The 17,128-nt window shown below is 54.7% G+C and carries 17 protein-coding genes and 1 rRNA gene; 10 read left to right on the top strand and 8 right to left on the bottom strand.

The features are described 5' to 3' along the window. Both rrf and ACDO57_RS00010 read left to right on the top strand, forming a co-directional pair. A 5S ribosomal RNA gene (rrf, locus tag ACDO57_RS00005) occupies positions 1-106 on the top strand; the annotation flags it as partial. Positions 107-315: 209 nt separating this feature from the next. Beyond that, the gene (locus ACDO57_RS00010; RefSeq protein ID WP_024908610.1) at positions 316-1,611 is read left to right on the top strand and encodes an MFS transporter; all 1,296 of its coding nucleotides are present in this window, start codon (positions 316-318) and stop codon (positions 1,609-1,611) included. Here ACDO57_RS00010 and ACDO57_RS00015 read toward each other — a convergent pair. From ACDO57_RS00015 to trxC, 5 genes are all read right to left on the bottom strand, one after another. Then, entirely contained in the window at positions 1,608-1,931 is a 324-nt protein-coding gene (locus ACDO57_RS00015; protein ID WP_157189608.1) for a YfiM family lipoprotein, read from the bottom strand. The genes ACDO57_RS00010 and ACDO57_RS00015 overlap by 4 nt on opposite strands. 45 nt (positions 1,932-1,976) lie before the next feature. Then, positions 1,977-3,332 carry a CDP-diacylglycerol--serine O-phosphatidyltransferase gene (pssA, locus tag ACDO57_RS00020; RefSeq protein WP_023333068.1) on the bottom strand — a complete coding sequence of 452 codons (1,356 nt, stop codon included), beginning with the start codon at positions 3,330-3,332 and terminating at the stop codon, positions 1,977-1,979. Between the two features lie 110 nt (positions 3,333-3,442). Then, a complete protein-coding gene (gene pat / locus ACDO57_RS00025; protein ID WP_370883371.1) occupies positions 3,443-6,106 on the bottom strand; it encodes a protein lysine acetyltransferase in 2,664 nt (887 codons plus the stop codon). Positions 6,107-6,141: 35 nt separating this feature from the next. Next, entirely contained in the window at positions 6,142-6,840 is a 699-nt protein-coding gene (locus ACDO57_RS00030) for a tRNA-uridine aminocarboxypropyltransferase (protein ID WP_024908613.1), read from the bottom strand. 69 nt (positions 6,841-6,909) lie between these two features. Continuing rightward, a complete protein-coding gene (gene trxC / locus ACDO57_RS00035) occupies positions 6,910-7,329 on the bottom strand; it encodes a thioredoxin TrxC (RefSeq protein WP_024908614.1) in 420 nt (139 codons plus the stop codon). A 204-nt stretch (positions 7,330-7,533) separates the two neighbouring features. Here trxC and ACDO57_RS00040 point away from each other — a divergent pair, with 204 nt between their 5' ends. Then, the gene (locus ACDO57_RS00040; protein ID WP_032648656.1) at positions 7,534-8,664 is read left to right on the top strand and encodes a tRNA/rRNA methyltransferase; all 1,131 of its coding nucleotides are present in this window, start codon (positions 7,534-7,536) and stop codon (positions 8,662-8,664) included. A 40-nt stretch (positions 8,665-8,704) separates the two neighbouring features. Here ACDO57_RS00040 and ung read toward each other — a convergent pair whose 3' ends face one another. Continuing rightward, positions 8,705-9,394: a uracil-DNA glycosylase gene (gene ung, locus ACDO57_RS00045; RefSeq protein WP_023333064.1), complete on the bottom strand. Its 690-nt coding sequence runs from the start codon at positions 9,392-9,394 to the stop codon at positions 8,705-8,707. A 313-nt stretch (positions 9,395-9,707) separates the two neighbouring features. Here ung and grcA point away from each other — a divergent pair, with 313 nt between their 5' ends. Next, positions 9,708-10,091 (top strand): autonomous glycyl radical cofactor GrcA, encoded by a 384-nt coding sequence (gene grcA / locus ACDO57_RS00050; protein ID WP_008502190.1) that lies wholly within the window; start codon positions 9,708-9,710, stop codon positions 10,089-10,091. A 49-nt stretch (positions 10,092-10,140) separates the two neighbouring features. Here the strand turns inward: grcA and srmB are convergent, their stop codons facing one another. Next, positions 10,141-11,469: an ATP-dependent RNA helicase SrmB gene (srmB, locus tag ACDO57_RS00055; protein WP_370883372.1), complete on the bottom strand. Its 1,329-nt coding sequence runs from the start codon at positions 11,467-11,469 to the stop codon at positions 10,141-10,143. A gap of 132 nt (positions 11,470-11,601) precedes the next feature. On the opposite strand from srmB, the gene ACDO57_RS00060 reads away from it, so the two are divergent. Next, complete coding sequence (locus tag ACDO57_RS00060; RefSeq protein ID WP_023344703.1) at positions 11,602-12,339, top strand: tRNA1(Val) (adenine(37)-N6)-methyltransferase; 738 nt, start codon at positions 11,602-11,604, stop codon at positions 12,337-12,339. Here the strand turns inward: ACDO57_RS00060 and nadB are convergent. Then, a complete protein-coding gene (gene nadB / locus ACDO57_RS00065; RefSeq protein ID WP_370883373.1) occupies positions 12,324-13,943 on the bottom strand; it encodes an L-aspartate oxidase in 1,620 nt (539 codons plus the stop codon). The genes ACDO57_RS00060 and nadB overlap by 16 nt on opposite strands. Before the next feature lie 343 nt (positions 13,944-14,286). On the opposite strand from nadB, the gene rseD reads away from it, so the two are divergent. From rseD to rseC, 5 genes are read left to right on the top strand one after another with little or no spacing between them, the layout of a single operon-like run. Beyond that, positions 14,287-14,370 carry a rpoE leader peptide RseD gene (rseD, locus tag ACDO57_RS00070; protein WP_223605340.1) on the top strand — a complete coding sequence of 28 codons (84 nt, stop codon included), beginning with the start codon at positions 14,287-14,289 and terminating at the stop codon, positions 14,368-14,370. After that, positions 14,367-14,942, top strand: a complete 576-nt coding sequence (gene rpoE, locus ACDO57_RS00075) for an RNA polymerase sigma factor RpoE (RefSeq protein ID WP_006176728.1) — start codon at positions 14,367-14,369, stop codon at positions 14,940-14,942. Before rseD ends, rpoE begins: the two co-directional genes overlap by 4 nt. 31 nt (positions 14,943-14,973) lie before the next feature. Next, positions 14,974-15,624, top strand: coding sequence for an anti-sigma-E factor RseA (rseA, locus tag ACDO57_RS00080; RefSeq protein ID WP_008502186.1), 651 nt, complete (start codon positions 14,974-14,976; stop codon positions 15,622-15,624). Further along, positions 15,624-16,577 carry a sigma-E factor regulatory protein RseB gene (gene rseB, locus ACDO57_RS00085; RefSeq protein WP_023308851.1) on the top strand — a complete coding sequence of 318 codons (954 nt, stop codon included), beginning with the start codon at positions 15,624-15,626 and terminating at the stop codon, positions 16,575-16,577. Before rseA ends, rseB begins: the two co-directional genes overlap by 1 nt. Further along, on the top strand, positions 16,574-17,050 hold the full coding sequence (rseC, locus tag ACDO57_RS00090) for a SoxR-reducing system protein RseC (RefSeq protein WP_061714620.1): 477 nt from the start codon (positions 16,574-16,576) through the stop codon (positions 17,048-17,050). The genes rseB and rseC overlap by 4 nt, the downstream gene beginning before the upstream one ends. Positions 17,051-17,128: the final 78 nt, after the last annotated feature.

The raw sequence follows: 17,128 nt of genomic DNA on the forward strand, positions 1-17,128 counted from the left end.
TTAGCGCGGTGGTCCCACCTGACCCCATGCCGAACTCAGAAGTGAAACGCCGTAGCGCCGATGGTAGTGTGGGGTCTCCCCATGTGAGAGTAGGGAACTGCCAGGCATCAATTAGAAGAACCCCGTACCGTAAGGTGCGGGGTTTTTTGCTTTGTGCTTTCCCTCTCTGGCCTTTCTCCTAATCCCTTATCCTGCTAATGGAATGTGTGATCTCTGTCCCAATGTGATTTATAACAAAATTATAACATTTCATTTACGAGGTTGTTGAGTCTTCTGGCTCAATACGCCGCAGTTTATGGCAGGAGCATAATCACAATGACAGAAAGCATGACATCAAACGGGACGCTGGCTCACAGTGATACCCGAAGAAGGGTATGGGCAATCATCAGCGCCTCTTCAGGGAATCTGGTTGAATGGTTCGACTTTTACGTCTACTCGTTCTGTTCACTCTACTTCGCACATATTTTCTTCCCATCCGGCAACACCACAACGCAACTGCTGCAAACGGCGGGGGTTTTTGCCGCAGGGTTTTTAATGCGCCCCATCGGGGGCTGGCTGTTCGGTCGCATTGCGGATCGTCGCGGGCGTAAGGCTTCAATGCTGATCTCGGTCTGTATGATGTGCTTTGGCTCGCTGGTGATCGCCTGCTTACCGGGATATGAATCAATTGGCACCTGGGCACCGGCGCTACTTTTACTGGCCCGCTTGTTCCAGGGATTATCGGTGGGTGGTGAATACGGTACAAGTGCGACCTACATGAGTGAGATTGCCCTCGAGGGCCGTAAAGGTTTTTACGCCTCATTCCAGTACGTCACGCTGATTGGCGGTCAACTGCTGGCCATTCTTGTGGTCGTGATCCTGCAGCAGATTCTGACGGACGAACAGCTTCATGCCTGGGGATGGCGAATTCCTTTCGCAATGGGCGCTGTACTGGCGGTTGTTGCACTTTGGCTACGCCGTCAGCTAGATGAAACCTCTCAGAAAGAGGTCAGGATGCTGAAGGAGGCGGGAACATTCAAAGGGTTATGGCGTAACCGCAAAGCTTTCCTTATGGTGCTTGGCTTTACGGCGGGCGGCTCTCTCAGTTTCTACACGTTCACCACCTATATGCAGAAGTACCTGGTGAACACTACCGGCATGCACGCAAATGTCGCCAGCGTAGTCATGACCGTTGCGCTGTTTGTCTTTATGCTCATACAACCCGTTATCGGTGCGCTCTCGGATAAAATCGGTCGACGTACGTCGATGCTGATTTTTGGCGGGCTATCGGCATTATGTACCGTACCTATTCTGTCTGCCCTTCAGCATGTGACTTCGCCGTATGCCGCGTTTGCACTGGTGATGCTGGCGATGGTGATTGTCAGTTTCTATACCTCTATCAGCGGGATACTGAAAGCTGAAATGTTCCCGGCGCAGGTGCGTGCTTTAGGGGTAGGGCTCTCTTATGCGGTGGCTAATGCGCTATTTGGCGGATCGGCGGAGTACGTTGCGTTGTCGCTTAAATCATGGGGAAGTGAAACGACATTCTTCTGGTACGTAACGATAATGGGCGCACTGGCCTTTGTCGTTTCCCTGATGCTGCATCGCAAAGGGAAAGGTATTCGACTTTAATAGCGCGCCATCTGCCACACGGCATAGCCGGTCGTTGCGCCGGCGACATCCCAGGCGAAATCTTTCCAGCTCCAGCCGCTCCCTGCGGGGCGGCTATCCCACAGTTCTTTTGATGCTCCAAGACCCACTGAGAACATCAGCCCTATCGCCGCGCTACGATCCCGGTTGTATCCCTGATGCTGCGCATATTCATTACCGGCTGCGGACAACATCGCAGAAGCGAGGAAATGCTGTGCTTTATCCTGTCCGGACCAGTTATCGTTGGCCATATGGCTACAGCCGCTCAGGAAGAAGACGCTCAGTAAGAGAGGAATACGCATCAACGGGCCCCATAAAAAAGCCCTGCGGGTGGCAGGGCCTGGATATTACAGAATACGGCTGATAAGTCGGTCGATACGGATACGACGTAAGCGGCGGATAAGCTTGCGGACTTTCACCGGGTAATCGGCAATGCTCTGCAGTTCTCGGTAATGATTAACCACTGTCGTGTGGGTGCGAATCAGCTCCAGCTCACGTTCACGTTTTGCGGCTAACTCATGCTGCGGGTCATGGATCAGGATAGCGTTTTCCAGATCCAGTCGCCACGCGCGTGGGTTCAGGTTGTTACCGGTCAGCAGCATCCACTCATCGTCGACCCACATTCCTTTCAGATGGTAAGTGTTATCTTCGTCTTTCCAGAGACGCACAACCAGCTGATCAGTGTTGACGTAATACTGTAAACGGCTCAGGAAACGGCGCAGGTTAATCTCATAGAGATAAGGCAGCGCACCGATGATTTTGAACGGCTGATCTTCAGGAATGAAGAAGTCGTTTGCCGTTTTATCACCCACGATGATTTCCACTTTTTTACCGTCGCGCAGCAGCTGAATGATATTACGCACCAGCACGGCAGGAAGGTTGAAGTACGGCGTACAGATGGTGAGTTTCTGTTCTGCGCACGGCATCAGATGGAAAATCGTTTTGTTCAGCAGGCTTGATTTGCCGAGCCCTACCAGCGGGGTAACGGATAACTCTTCGTTGTTCGCATCACCCTGGAAATGATAGACCGCATCACGCAGCTCCTGGCGGAAGGCGCGAACATCGTTTTTGATTTCCGGGCTTTTAGGACGCTCGGGATCGTCAAGACGATTAACGCCGCGGCCATGAACCAGATTTTTATCAACCCAGTTGAACATGATATCGGCCATCTGCGGATTACGGATCAGATGGTAGCGGTCGTAGCGATATTTATCGAGCTGATGAAGGTAAACATCATTCAGACTTGCGCCGCTGTAAAGCACGCTGTCATCAATGATGAACCCCTTAAAATGAAGAACGCCGAGCGCTTCACGGGTATTCACCGGGACGCCATAAACAGGCACATCAACGCCAGGATTTTCCTGCGCTGTGCGGCAATACCAGTCGGCATTGGTGTTTGACGCGGCAGCGCCAATACGGCCACGCTGAGCGCGATGCCAGTCTACCAGCACGCGAACATCCAGTTCCGGCCGCTGACGTTTGGCTTCATAGAGCGCGTTCAGGATCGCGCGCCCGCCTTCATCCTGTTCAAGATAAAGCGCCACAATGCAAATGCGTCGCGTGGCGCTGGCAATCTTTTCCAGAAGCGTCTCCCGAAAATGAGCGGGAGCGTAAAAGAACTCTACATCATCAACTGACTGAGAAATCTTCGGTAGTTGAGCAAGGTGTTGTTGATGTTTATTACGCTTAAATTTTGACAACATCACAGTGCGTTTCTTCTCTGTTCATTGAAGGGTTGTCTGTACCATGCAAACAACATAAGCGGACAATGATACCACCAGTCCCGTCCAAAGTGGGTAACATTTCCAGTAGCTTACTCGCGTTTGTCTGCTGATGTCAGACTGAGGGACAAAGCCACAATACCTTCGTCCAGTTGAATATCAACGTCAAACCCAAGTTTTCGCGCCAGGGTCACCATACCGCGATTGTTAGGCATAGTAATGCCATTGAGGCGTAACAATCCGTGATCTCGCGTATAACTGATGAGTTTTTCCAGCAGCCGTCTTCCCAGACCCAGACCTTTAAGATCGGAGCGCACCAGCACCGCAAACTCCGCATCGACGTTATCCGGGTCAGAAATCGCACGCGTGACGCCGAGGATCTCATCTCCCTTTTCGGAGCGGCGAACGGCAACAAACGCCATTTCTCGATCGTAGTCGATCTGGGTCATATTGGCTAAATCATCATGGGTAAATTCGTTGATTTCGCTAAAATAGCGATAATAAAGATCCTCTTTCGTGACCTGAGAGATAAAAGCCCGCAGCTGGGGCTCATCTTCCGGCAGGATAGGGCGGAACAAGGCGCGTTCCCCATTCTTCATCTCAACCCACTCCTCCAGCTGCAGGGGATACGGGCGGATCGCCAGACGGCTCTCTCTGTCTCCTTCGAAGGGCGCGATATCCAGGGTCACGTCCAGCGCCGTAAACTCATTGCCGGAGGCGAGCAGCGGATGAATATCCAGCCGCTGGATCTCGGCACAATCCACAATCAGGTTAGAGACCTGCACCAGGAACTGACTTAGCCCGGCAATATCAAGCGGACGCAGCGCGCTCCGGCCACGGATCTTTTTACTTTTAATCGCCTGGATGATCAGATAACGCGCCAGGTTCATGTTCAGCGGCGGTAATGCGACCACGGCCTGCTCCTCCGGACGCCACTCCACGCCACCTTCTCCCAGCATGATGAGCGGGCCAAAGACGGGATCGTGTTCGACCACCACCCGTAATTCCTGAGCCCCTGCGCGGTTGGCCATGCTTTGCACCAGCAATCCGTGGATCCTCGCCTGCGGCCAGGCCATTTTGACCCGATCGAAAATGGCATCGGCGGCCTGCTGCACCTCAGTCGCCGTACGCAGGTATAACATCACCCCCTGCACATCAGACTTATGCGGGATATCCGGGGAGCGCAGCTTCAGGGCAACCGGATAGCCAATTTGCTCGGCAATATGCACGGCCTCAGCGCTGTCGCTGGCGATCCAGGTCGGCAGGGTTTGCATCCCGTAGCTGCCCAGAATGGGCTGGACCTCATGCGTATCCAGCAACGTCGCGCCTTCTTCAATGGCCTGCTGCAACAGCCGGTGAACGTCGACGGTGTTCGCCGTCAGATTCCCGGGCAAAGCCGGCGTCTCACGCAGCTGTTTCTGGTTGCGGCGATATTCCACCATATGCATAAAGGCGGTGATGGTGCCTTCCGGCGTGCGGTAGGTTGGCAGCCCGGCCTCGCTGAACAAGCGCCGCGCCTCCTGCGAAGAAAACTCACCGCACCAGTTGGTCAGCAGGGTGACATATTTGCCTCGCGGATGGTTGTGCGCGGCGTCAATGAGCGCGCGCGCGCTTTCGCTGCCCGGCGCGACCGCGCTGGGGGAGTGGATAATCATCAGCGCATCGAAATCCTGGCTATCCAGCAAAATGGAAATTGCCTTGATATAGCGCTCGCTGCTGGCATCATCGCGCAAATCAAGCGGATTGCCGGGCGTCACGCTGGTCGGAAGCGCGTCTTTCAGGCGCTGCAGCGTCTCTTCACTCAGCGTTGCCAGCTTGCCGAAGCGCCGCCAAAGCTCATCCAGGGCGAGTGCCGCAGGGGCTGCACCGTTACTGACAATCATTAACTTCTCGCCGCGCAACGGGCGCATATGGCTTAAGGTCTCAACGGCGGAAAAAAGCTCGTGCGTATCCTGTACCCGCAGCAACCCCGCGCGCTGGATGGCGGCGTCCCAGGCGGGATCCATGCCGGAATGCGAATGCAGCAGACGCTGTGCCGCAGGGCTGCGTCCGCTTTTGATCACCAGGATCGGCTTATTGCGCGACGCGCTTCGCGAAGCCGAGACAAAACGACGCGCGTCGCTGAGGTGCTCAAGATAAAGCAGGATCGCACTGGTTTTACCGTCGCGCGCCAGAAAATCCAGGAGCTCATCAACGTCGATATCCAGACTGTCGCCAAGGGCAATGAAGTAGGAGAATCCCATTTCACGCTGCTGCGCCCAGTCAAGGATGGTGTTCGATACCGCAGCCGACTGCGAGATAAACGCGAGTTTGCCTTTGCGGATCGGAACCGGAGAGAAACTGGCGTTCAGCCCCTGCCAGGGGGCGAGCAGGCCCAGACTGTTTGGTCCAAGAATGCGCATTTGATAGCGGCTGGCGCAGGCCAGAAGCTCGGCTTTCTGTTCAGGCGGAGACGAGAGAATAATGCAGGTTTTACAGCCTTTCTTGCCGAGCGATTCCAGCAGTTCCGGATTACGCTTCGCGTTTGTACAGAGTACGGCAAGATCCGGTACGAAAGGCAGGCTCTGTACATCGGGCCATGCAAGCACTCCCTGAACCGCCTTATACGCCGGCGTGACGGGCATGACGGGGCCGTTAAACCCCCCGGCCAGCAGGTTACGCATCATCAGATAGCCAGCACGATCCGGTTTCATTGATGCGCCAATGACGGCAATGGATTTAGGACGAAGTAGCGCTTCTAACCCTCGCTGGCTCATGCAGGCCTCCTGTGAATGCAAGCGACCTGATGATTTTAAACGCTTTCTGGCTCGAGTGCTGTGACGCTGCCCTTATGAACGGTTTTTCCCGCCAGATAGCGCTCCCGGAAGCATGAGAAATGGTTGCCAAGAGCCCCAGCCGCAGCGGTATCTCCCGCTAAATCCAGAAGTGCAATGGCAACTTCGGCGGTGCAGTATTGCCCGTCAGCATGCGCTTCACGCAGGCGGTAGGCGGAAACGCGGGAAAGATCGACAGAAATCACCGGCAGTGCGTCGAGATACGGGCTTTTGCGAAACATTTTTCGCGCTTCGGTCCAGGTGCCGTCCAGCATAATAAACAGCGGTGGTTTACCGGATGGCGGCACTGAAAGCACCTGGCGATCCGCACCTGCGTATGACGCGGGGAAAACGACCATCGGCTGATAGTCCTTGCTTGCCACTAAATCGAGCAGGGCCTGAGGCGGCTCCGTGCGGGACCACTGAAACGCGGCGGTATCCGGCAGAATATCGGCGATAAGACGCCCCGTATTGCTGGGTTTCATCGGCTCGGTATCGAACATGACCAGACAAAAACGACTCTCCGCCGTACTCGGGGCCAGCGTCTCGCACAGACAAACCTTCAGCGGCAGCAGGCAGCGCTGACAGCGGCGAATACGGTTGCCTCGGGCGAGGAACGGTCGGGTAGCGCGCGCAAGGCGTTCGGCGCGTAATTGAAGAACAGCGTTATCAGTCATGGGCGAAATGCAGGAAAAACACTATTTTCGCAGAGGCGGGAGCGGGGCACAAGATGTGCCCCGTGAATGTTACAGCGACTCGTTTAACCAGCTTTCAAAAGGTGCTTTTGGAACCGCACCGTTAAGCATATCGATCACTTCACCATTTTTGAAAATCATGATGGTCGGGATGCTGCGAATACGAAAACGGGCGCTCAGTTCGGGTTCGGCTTCGGTATTGACCTTCACGAAGCGTATTTTTCCGCTGCGCTCTTCGGCCACGTCTTCGAAGATCGGCGCGAAGCTACGGCATGGGCCGCACCATGGCGCCCAGAAATCGATCACGACAGGAAGATCGTCCTTGAGGAGTTTGTCCAGCGTAGCACCCGTCGCGTTAATGACCTCGCCATCAAATAATTCATGGCCACAACGTCCGCATTTCGCACCATCTTCCATCCGATCGTCCGGAATGCGGTTAAGAGCCTGACAGTTGGCACATACGGTATTCATAACTAACCTCTGATAGAGCCGTGGGACAGCGGCAGAACGCCGATAATGTTTCTAATATGTTACATATTATCAATGAGCCTGTTTGAAACAACAATGCGTTTTATTCAATGAGAACAATAGTCACAGGCTTTTGTACGAAATTATGGCTATGCGCTGGCACATCGGGTAATCTGCGCGCTTCGCGCAGCGCTGGTGGAGAAAAGCATGAACGACGAAATGAAAAACAAAAGCGGCAAGGTCAAAGTGATGTATGTCCGCAGTGATGATGACTCTGATAAACGCACCCAAAATCCGCGTACCGGAAAAGGTGGCGGGCGTCCGGCGTCTTCTCGTGCAGACGGTGGCCGTCGCCCCGCCCGCGATGACAGAAATTCCCGCGGTGATGACCGCAAACGTGACGATCGCAAACGCGATGACCGTCCGCGTTCCGACCGCCCACGTAGTGACCGTCCACGCGACGATCGTCCGCGTGATGACTTCTCGCGCGATAACGGCTCCCCGTGGCGCACCGTTTCTCGCGCCCCTGGCGATGAGACGCCGGAAAAAGCCGATCACGGCGGTATCAGCGGTAAAAGCTTTATCGATCCGGAAGTGCTGCGCCGTCAGCGTGCGGAAGAGACCCGCGTGTACGGCGAGAATGCTTGCCAGGCGCTGTTCCAGAGCCGTCCTGAGTGTATCGTCCGCGCCTGGTTCATCCAGAGCGTGACTCCGCGCTTTAAAGAAGCGCTGCGCTGGATGGCCGCGAACCGTAAAGCCTACCACGTCGTGGATGATGCCGAGCTGACCAAAGCCTCCGGTACTGAACACCACGGCGGCGTCTGCTTCCTGATCAAAAAACGTAACGGCACGACCGTGCAGCAGTGGGTCAGCCAGGCGGATGCCGATGACTGCGTGCTGGCGCTGGAAGATGTAGGTAACCCGCACAACCTGGGCGCAATGATGCGTAGCTGCGCGCACTTTGGCGTGAAAGGCGTGCTGTTGCAGGATGCCGCGCTGCTGGAATCCGGTGCCGCGATCCGTACTGCGGAAGGCGGAGCCGAGCACGTACAGCCGATCACCGGCGACAGCGTGCTGGATGCGCTTGAGCAGTTCCGTAAAGCGGGTTATTCCATCGTGACCACCTCGAGCCATGCCGGTACGCCGCTGTTTAAAGCGACGCTGCCGCGTAAAATGGTGCTGGTATTAGGTCAGGAACGTGATGGTCTGTCTGACGCGGCGCTCTCGAGTGCGGATCTGAGCGTCTCTATCGACGGAACAGGCAACGTGGAAAGTCTGAACGTATCCGTTGCGACCGGCGTGCTGCTGGCCGAGTGGTGGCGTCAGAACAAAGCGTAAGCCTCTTAATGTGCCGGGTCTGACCCGGCACATTCAAATACTACTCGCTCTCTGCCGGTAACACAGGCATCCAGTCAATCGGCGTTTCGCCACGTTTTTCCAGCCATTCATTCGCCAGAACAAAATGATTACTGCCAAAGAAACCGCGATGTGCAGACAGCGGTGACGGGTGCGGTGCTTTCAACACGTGATGACGCTGACGGTCAATAATCGCCCCTTTCTTCTGCGCATGCGATCCCCAGAGTAAAAACACAACCCCTTCACGATGCTCGTTGATAAGGCTGATGACTTTATCGGTAAAGGTCTCCCACCCAAGGCTGGCGTGTGAGTGCGCCTGGCCCGCCCGTACGGTAAGCACCGTATTCAGTAACAGCACGCCCTGACGCGCCCAGCTTTCCAGGTAGCCGTGGTTTGGCCGGGTAAAACCTGGCACGGTTCCCTCAAGCTCTTTATACATGTTGAGCAGAGAAGGGGGGATCGCCACGCCCGGACGGACGGAAAACGCCAGCCCATGCGCCTGGCCCGGGCCGTGATAGGGATCCTGGCCCAGAATGACCACTTTCACATCGCTCAGTTCGGTGTAGCGAAAGGCGTTGAACACATCTTTCTGCGGCGGGTAAATCGTCTGTCCGGACTGACGCTCAGCGGCAACGGTGCTGAGCGTATTGATAAAATAAGGCTGCTGTTTTTCTTCTGCCAGCACGTCATGCCAGGTTAAAGGTGTTGTCATCTCGCTCTCCTGCGAATCTCAATCTGTGACTAGCTTACCTGTTTAACCCCGGTGAGCAAAATTACACGCTGAAATGTGCGCTAAGTGGCTAAATTTATTTTGAAAAGATGCAGTACAAGTTGAATTGGTAAGGTTGTGAAATTGATCTAAAACAATAAATTCAAACCACACTCTTTATGTGGTTGGTGTTTTTGTTGATTTAAATCAATAAATCACCGGAGTGTGAATGATATATATACACACAAGAAACAATGGTTTTACCAATTGGCCGCGAGAGGCCGACATCAGTTAATGTAGCCTAGGGAGGCAACACATGATTACAGGTATCCAGATTACTAAAGCTGCAAATGACGATCTGCTCAATTCTTTCTGGCTGCTGGACAGCGAGAAAAACGAAGCGCGCTGTGTCGTTGCGAAAGCGGGTTTTGCTGAAGATGAAATCGTGCCGGTGAGCAAACTGGGCGAAATCGAGTACCGTGAAATTCCAATGGAAGTGAAACCGGAAGTGCGCGTCGAAGGTGGTCAGCACCTGAACGTAAACGTACTACGCCGCGAAACGCTGATGGACGCGGTTGAGCACCCTGAAAAATACCCACAGCTGACTATCCGCGTGTCCGGCTATGCGGTTCGCTTTAACTCACTGACTCCAGAACAGCAGCGCGACGTTATCGCCCGTACCTTTACTGAAAGCCTGTAACGGCTTCAGCAGGGGGGAATAAAAAAGCCGGGGATTTCCCCGGCTTTTTTCACTCTTCAGTTTTCGTCTCTGGTGCGGCAGAGCTTGGCTTACGGCGCTTACCAATATTTTTGGTATCGCGGTGGCGCTGCTTCACGCGCGGTTTCTCTTTTTCTTTCTCTTTTCTCTCAGCACGTTTCGCGAGCGCTTTCTTGGACGGTTTACCCGTCATTTTTTCACTCGGCGCACGTGTGGTTGGGCGCAAGCTGTCAATAACGCGCGCTTTCAGCGGCTCGTCAACATAGCGGCCAATTTTCTGCAGCAGCAGGTAGTCATGCGCTTCAACCAGTGAGATAGCAATCCCTTTGCGGCCCGCGCGGCCGGTACGGCCAATACGGTGCAGATAGGTATCGCCGCTGCGCGGCATATCGAAGTTAATGACGTGGCTGACGTCCGGGATGTCGATCCCGCGAGCGGCAACGTCGGTGGCAACCAGCACGTTAACGCGGCCATCGGTCAGGCGCTTAATGCCTTCGGTACGCTTGATCTGCGCCATCTCGCCTTCAAGATAGCAGTTGTTGATCCCGGCGTTACGCAGCATTTCAGCCAGCTCGTGCACGCGCTCGCGCTTACGCACAAACACGATTGTGCGCAGCGCATCTTCCTGCTTCAGGAGGTGTTTCAGCAATTCGACCTTGTGCTCAAGGTTGTCCGCGCGGTAGTACCACTGGTGGATCTTCTTACGCTCACGGGTGGACGGCGTCGCCGACACTTCAACCGGATCTTCCAGCAGACGCTCTGCGAAGTCTTTGATCGCTTCCCCTTCGAGGGTGGCAGAGAACAGCATCGTCTGGTTACGCCAGCGTGTTTCCCCGGCAATGTGCTCGATATCCTGTGCGAAGCCCATGTCCAGCATGCGGTCGGCTTCGTCGAGGATCAGCGTTTCAACCGCGCGGCAGTCGAAGTTCTCTTCTTTAATGTACTGCAGCAGGCGGCCCGTCGTCGCAACGACGATGTCCTGGTTTTCGCTGAACACTTCGGCGTGGTTCATATACGCAACGCCGCCGGTAATGGTGGCGATATCCAGATGGGTATTTGCCGCAAGTTCACGCGCGTGATCGGCAACCTGCATTGCCAGTTCGCGCGTCGGCGTCAGGATTAGAATACGCGGCGGGCCAGATTTTTTACGTGGAAAGTCGAGCAGATGCTGCAACACAGGCAGCAAATAGGCTGCTGTCTTCCCCGTGCCGGTTGGCGCAGAACCGAGCACATCGCGGCCCTCAAGCGCAGGCGGAATGGCCGCTGCCTGAATGGCGGTCGGGCGTGTAAAGCCTTTGCTCTCAAGTGCATTGAGCAGGCTTTCATCGAGTTCAAGTTCGGAAAAAGTCGTTACAGTCATGTTCTACCTCTGTGTGGGGCGCTGATTATAGACGTTACGGCTGTAATCTTCATCTGTTTGTATGGATATCGCTTTTCGGCCACTTCGCTTTCCCCTATGCTACTCCAGTTTCACTTAGAAGGTTGCCCTGACATGTCTCAACTCAAAGCGCAGCTGCGCCGCGATGGTTTTACGTTTAAACAATTTTTTGTTGCTCACGATCGCTGTGCTATGAAAGTCGGTACAGATGGTATTTTACTGGGAGCGTGGGCGCCTGTCGCAGGTGTTAAGCGTATTCTTGATATCGGTACCGGCAGCGGGCTGGTGGCGTTGATGCTGGCGCAGCGTACGGAAGAACATGTCACCATCGATGCCGTCGAACTGGATGCTCAGGCCGCAGAGCAGGCGAGTGACAATATGGCCGAATCTCCCTGGGCAGCCCGAATGAAGGTGGAATGCGCAGATGTGCTGGCCTGGGCACCTGAACAAACCGCGCGTTACGATCTGATCGTCAGTAACCCTCCCTACTACGAGCCCGGCGTTGAGTGCGGGACACCCGAGCGTGAACAGGCGCGTTATACCGGCTCCCTCGATCATAAAGCGCTGCTCACCAGTGCGGCGGAACTCATCTCCGAAGAAGGTTTTTTCTGCGTGGTCCTGCCTGAGAGTACCGGCAACACGTTCATCGGTATCGCGCAGGAGATCGGCTGGACGTTACGTCTGCGTACCGATATTTCGGATACGGAAGGACGACTGCCGCACCGCGTGCTGCTGGCGCTCTCGCCAAAAGAGGGTGAATGCTTTAATGACCGAATGGTGATCCGTGGGCCAGACCAGCGTTATTCCGAAGATTACACTGCTCTGACCCAGGCGTTTTATCTGTTTATGTAAACCTGAGGGGCGAGGATCGAGGGGCCGGATTCAGCAAGCTGATCCGGGTAGTCCAGCGTAAAGTGCAGTCCACGGCTCTCTTTACGCATCATCGCGCAGCGAACGATCAGCTCGGCAACCTGCACCAGATTGCGCAGCTCCAGCAGGTTATTGGATACGCGGAAATTGGCATAATACTCATCAATTTCCTGCTGCAGCATGGTGATGCGGCGCAAGGCGCGCTCCAGGCGTTTCGTGGTGCGCACAATCCCCACGTAGTCCCACATAAACAGCCGTAGCTCATGCCAGTTGTGCTGGATCACGACTAGCTCGTCCGGGTTATCCACCCGGCTTTCATCCCAGGCAGGCAGATGCTCTGTTTCACGGGCATAAGGCATGCGCTTCGCGATGTCTTCCGCTGCTGACCAGCCGTACACCAGGCACTCAAGCAGTGAGTTAGAGGCCATACGGTTCGCGCCGTGTAGCCCGGTATAGCTGACCTCACCGATAGCATACAGACCATCCACATCGGTACGCCCATGATCGTCAACCATGACCCCACCGCAGGTATAGTGGGCCGCTGGCACAATCGGCACCGGATCGCGCGTTAAATCAATGCCAAGATTGAGCAGCTTTTCGTAGATCATCGGGAAATGCTGACGAATGAACTCTGCAGGCTTGTGGCTGATATCAAGATACATGCAATCCACGCCAAGACGCTTCATTTCATGGTCGATGGCGCGGGCAACGATATCGCGCGGAGCCAGTTCGCCACGAGAGTCAAAGTCCGGCATAAAGCGGGTGCCGTCAGGGCGTTTCAGATAGGCGCCTTCGCCGCGCAGGGCTTCCGTCAGCAGGAAGTTGCGCGCCTGAGGATGGAACAGGGCGGTTGGATGAAACTGATTGAACTCAAGGTTCGCCACCCGGCAGCCGGCGCGCCAGGCCATCGCGATACCGTCTCCGGAGGCAATGTCCGGGTTCGTGGTGTACTGATACACTTTAGAGGCGCCGCCCGTGGCCAGCACTACAGCTTTCGCCTGGCAAGTTTCCACCTTCTCTTTATTGCGGTTCCAGACCCAGGCGCCCACCACGCGACGCGTGCCCGGCAGGCCAATCTTGTCGGAGATAATCAGGTCAACGGCGTTACTTCGTTCAAGTACCCGAATATTAGGATGGCTCAGCGCCTTGCCGACCAGCGTGGTCTCCACTTCTTTCCCGGTGGCATCCGCTGCGTGCAGGATGCGGCGGTGGCTATGGCCGCCTTCGCGCGTCAGGTGGTAGCTCTCTTCACCGTTGGGTTGAACCTGCGTATCGAATAAGACGCCCTGGTCGATGAGCCACTGCACGCAGTGGCGGGCATTGCTGGCGACAAACTCTGCGGCATGCGCATCCACGATCCCGGCCCCGGCAATCAGCGTATCGTCGACGTGGGAGGCAATGCTGTCTGTCTCATCAAACACGGCGGCAATGCCACCCTGGGCATAAAACGTGGAACCCTCGCTTATCGGCCCTTTACTCAGAACGATAACGTTTTGATGCTCGGCCAGGCGTAGCGCCAGAGAGAGACCGGCAGCGCCGCTGCCGATGATCAGTACATCACAATGGAGTTCAGGTGTTGTGTTCATGATTGTTGTTTAATTTACTAAACAGTGTTAGGCCAGAATAGCACCTGAATGCGATTTATCGCACGTTTTTTTTGATGACTGTTGCAATGACTAAACGCGTAAGCAGAGGTAAACGGAGGGTAAATGAGTGAAATTATTTTGCGAAGCAGATCGTTAGCGTCAGATTTTGTGATGAAATAAAGACTGGGTTGCGTTACTCTTCTGGCGGGAAAAAGATGTTTCTTGTCAGAAAGTGGTGCGTATCGTGAACAGACTTATAATGAGAGAAAATGAACAGTCTGCGGCGCGATGAACAAAAACAAAGGCGTTACGGAACTTATTGAAGATCAGACACTCTAATTCGGTGCTTGCTCAAAGTGCGGTATTTTTAGAGTGGCGTTTCGATAACGCGTGGAATTTAGGTTTGGGGAGACATTACCTCGGATGAGCGAGCAGTTAACGGACCAGGTCCTGGTTGAGCGGGTCCAGAAGGGAGATCAGAAAGCCTTTAACTTACTGGTGGTGCGCTACCAGCATAAGGTGGCGAGCCTGGTTTCCCGCTATGTACCGTCAGGCGATGTGCCTGATGTGGTGCAAGAGTCTTTTATTAAGGCCTATCGCGCGCTGGATTCGTTCCGGGGAGATAGTGCTTTTTATACCTGGCTGTACCGTATTGCGGTCAATACGGCAAAGAATTATCTGGTCGCTCAGGGCCGTCGTCCGCCTTCTAGTGATGTGGACGCAATCGACGCCGAAAACTTCGAAAGTGGCGGCGCATTGAAAGAAATTTCGAACCCTGAGAACTTAATGTTGTCAGAAGAACTGAGACAAATCGTTTTTCGCACGATCGAGTCGCTCCCGGAAGATTTACGCATGGCAATTACGTTACGGGAGCTTGATGGTCTGAGCTATGAAGAGATAGCCGCTATCATGGATTGTCCGGTCGGCACGGTACGTTCACGAATTTTCCGTGCGCGAGAAGCTATTGATAATAAAGTTCAACCGCTTATCAGGCGTTGACGATAGCGGGATACTGGAAAAGGTATTAGGCATGCAGAAAGAAAAACTTTCCGCTTTAATGGATGGTGAAACGGTTGATAGTGAGCTGCTCAACGAGCTGTCTCATTCTCCCGAAATGCAAGAGACCTGGGAGAGTTACCATCTCATCCGTGACACCCTTCGCGGTGACACCGGCGAGGTTCTCCATTTCGATATCTCAGCCCGCGTCATGGCGGCGATTGAGAATGAGCCTGTTCATCAGACCACTCCGCTGATTCCTGAAGCTCAACCCGCACCTCACCAGTGGCAGAAAATGCCGTTCTGGCAAAAGGTGCGTCCGTGGGCCAGCCAGCTTACCCAAATGGGTGTGGCTGCATGCGTATCGCTTGCAGTTATCGTTGGCGTCCAGCACTATAATACTCAGTCTGAAACTAATCAGCAGCCAGAAGCGCCAGTGTTTAACACACTGCCGATGATGGGCAAAGCCAGCCCGGTAAGCCTGGGCGTACCGGCTGATGCTTCCGCCAGCGGCGGTCAGCAGCAGCAGGTTCAGGAGCAGCGCCGTCGCATTAATGCGATGTTGCAGGATTACGAGTTGCAGCGTCGCCTGCACTCTGAACAGCTTCAGTTTGAGCAGGCCCAGACACAGCAAGCTGCTGTGCAGGTGCCCGGAAACCAAACTTTAGGAACGCAATCGCAGTAATGAAGCAACTTTGGTTCGCCATGTCTCTGATGGCGGGTAGCCTGTTCTTCTCTGCCAACGCCTCGGCTGATGTATCATCCGGGGCGTTGTTGCAGCAAATGAATCTGGCCAGCCAGTCACTCAATTATGAGTTGGCATTTATCAGCATCAATAAGCAGGGCGTCGAGTCGTTACGCTATCGTCATGCCCGTCTTGATAACCAGCCGCTCGCCCAGCTTTTACAGATGGATGGCCCGCGTCGGGAAGTTGTCCAGCGTGGTAATGAAATCAGCTATTTCGAGCCAGGCCTGGAACCTTTCACGCTGAATGGCGATTATATCGTTGATTCTCTGCCGTCACTCATTTACACCGATTTCAAACGGCTTGCCCCTTACTACGATTTTATTTCGGTAGGGCGTACCCGTATCGCGGACAGACTGTGCGAGGTGATTCGCGTTGTTGCCCGGGACGGAACGCGTTACAGCTATATCGTCTGGATTGATGCGGAAACCAAACTCCCCATGCGTGTTGACCTCCTCGACCGTGACGGTGAAACGCTGGAACAGTTCCGGGTGATCTCCTTCAGCGTGAACAATCAGGTTGGTAACAGCATGCAGAACCTGGCTAAGGCCAGCCTGCCGCCGCTGCTTTCTGTTCCGGCAGGAGATTCCGTTAATTTCAACTGGGTACCTGCCTGGATCCCGCAAGGGTTTAGCGAAGTGTCCAGCAGCCGTCGTCAACTGCCAACGATTGAAACGCCGGTGGAATCGCGCCTCTATTCCGATGGTTTGTTCAGTTTCTCGGTGAATATCAATCGCGCAACGGCAAACAGCGCCGAACAAATGCTGCGTACCGGGCGCCGTACGGTGAGTACAACGGTACGCGATAACGCGGAGATCACCATTGTGGGAGAACTCCCTCCGCAAACGGCGAAGCGCATTTCCGACAGCATTAAATTCAGGGCCGCACAATGATCAAAGAGTGGGCGACGGTTGTCTCGTGGCAGAACGGCATTGCGCTGGTGAGCTGCGATGTAAAAGCCTCATGTAATAGCTGTGCATCCCGCGCCGGCTGCGGTAGCCGCGTGCTGAATAAGCTCGGGCCGCAGACATCGCACACGATTTCTGTGCCAAGTGAACAGCCGCTGATGGCGGGGCAAAAGGTAGAGCTGGGCATCGCGGAAGGCAGTCTGCTCAGCTCCGCCATGCTGGTCTATCTCTCTCCGCTGGTCGGGCTGTTTATTATGGGCGGCGTTTTCCAGATGCTGTTTGGCACCGACGGAGCCGCCATGTGCGGTGCCGCATTAGGTGGTCTGGGGGGATTCTGGCTCGCCAAAGGCCTCTCACCGACGCTCGCCGCACGCGAGGAGTGGCAGCCTGTCATTCTCAGTGTTGGGCTGGCGCCAGACCAGCTTCGTGTTGAAACACTCTCTTCTGAGGCCCGGTGATCCATCGGGCTTTATCATTTTTTACGTTCCAAAACAGAAAACGTCCTTTCTTCACGCTATAGCTGCCTCTAAGTGCAT

It is taken from the genome of Enterobacter cloacae complex sp. 2015409, from assembly GCF_041365315.1.
GTDB lineage: Bacteria > Pseudomonadota > Gammaproteobacteria > Enterobacterales > Enterobacteriaceae > Enterobacter > Enterobacter pseudoroggenkampii.

Bases quoted from the DNA above. Each gene is read 5' to 3' on its own strand.
- ACDO57_RS00060 (WP_023344703.1), top strand. From the start codon at position 11,602: ATGTCTCAACTCAAAGCGCAGCTGCGCCGCGATGGTTTTACGTTTAAA.
- rpoE (WP_006176728.1), top strand. From the start codon at position 14,367: ATGAGCGAGCAGTTAACGGACCAGGTCCTGGTTGAGCGGGTCCAGAAG.
- ACDO57_RS00040 (WP_032648656.1), top strand. From the start codon at position 7,534: ATGAACGACGAAATGAAAAACAAAAGCGGCAAGGTCAAAGTGATGTAT.
- rseA (WP_008502186.1), top strand. From the start codon at position 14,974: ATGCAGAAAGAAAAACTTTCCGCTTTAATGGATGGTGAAACGGTTGAT.
- ung (WP_023333064.1), bottom strand. From the start codon at position 9,394: ATGACAACACCTTTAACCTGGCATGACGTGCTGGCAGAAGAAAAACAG.
- ACDO57_RS00010 (WP_024908610.1), top strand. From the start codon at position 316: ATGACAGAAAGCATGACATCAAACGGGACGCTGGCTCACAGTGATACC.
- trxC (WP_024908614.1), bottom strand. From the start codon at position 7,329: ATGAATACCGTATGTGCCAACTGTCAGGCTCTTAACCGCATTCCGGAC.
- pat (WP_370883371.1), bottom strand. From the start codon at position 6,106: ATGAGCCAGCGAGGGTTAGAAGCGCTACTTCGTCCTAAATCCATTGCC.
- pssA (WP_023333068.1), bottom strand. From the start codon at position 3,332: ATGTTGTCAAAATTTAAGCGTAATAAACATCAACAACACCTTGCTCAA.
- ACDO57_RS00015 (WP_157189608.1), bottom strand. From the start codon at position 1,931: ATGCGTATTCCTCTCTTACTGAGCGTCTTCTTCCTGAGCGGCTGTAGC.
- ACDO57_RS00030 (WP_024908613.1), bottom strand. From the start codon at position 6,840: ATGACTGATAACGCTGTTCTTCAATTACGCGCCGAACGCCTTGCGCGC.
- rseB (WP_023308851.1), top strand. From the start codon at position 15,624: ATGAAGCAACTTTGGTTCGCCATGTCTCTGATGGCGGGTAGCCTGTTC.
- grcA (WP_008502190.1), top strand. From the start codon at position 9,708: ATGATTACAGGTATCCAGATTACTAAAGCTGCAAATGACGATCTGCTC.
- nadB (WP_370883373.1), bottom strand. From the start codon at position 13,943: ATGAACACAACACCTGAACTCCATTGTGATGTACTGATCATCGGCAGC.
- srmB (WP_370883372.1), bottom strand. From the start codon at position 11,469: ATGACTGTAACGACTTTTTCCGAACTTGAACTCGATGAAAGCCTGCTC.
- rseC (WP_061714620.1), top strand. From the start codon at position 16,574: ATGATCAAAGAGTGGGCGACGGTTGTCTCGTGGCAGAACGGCATTGCG.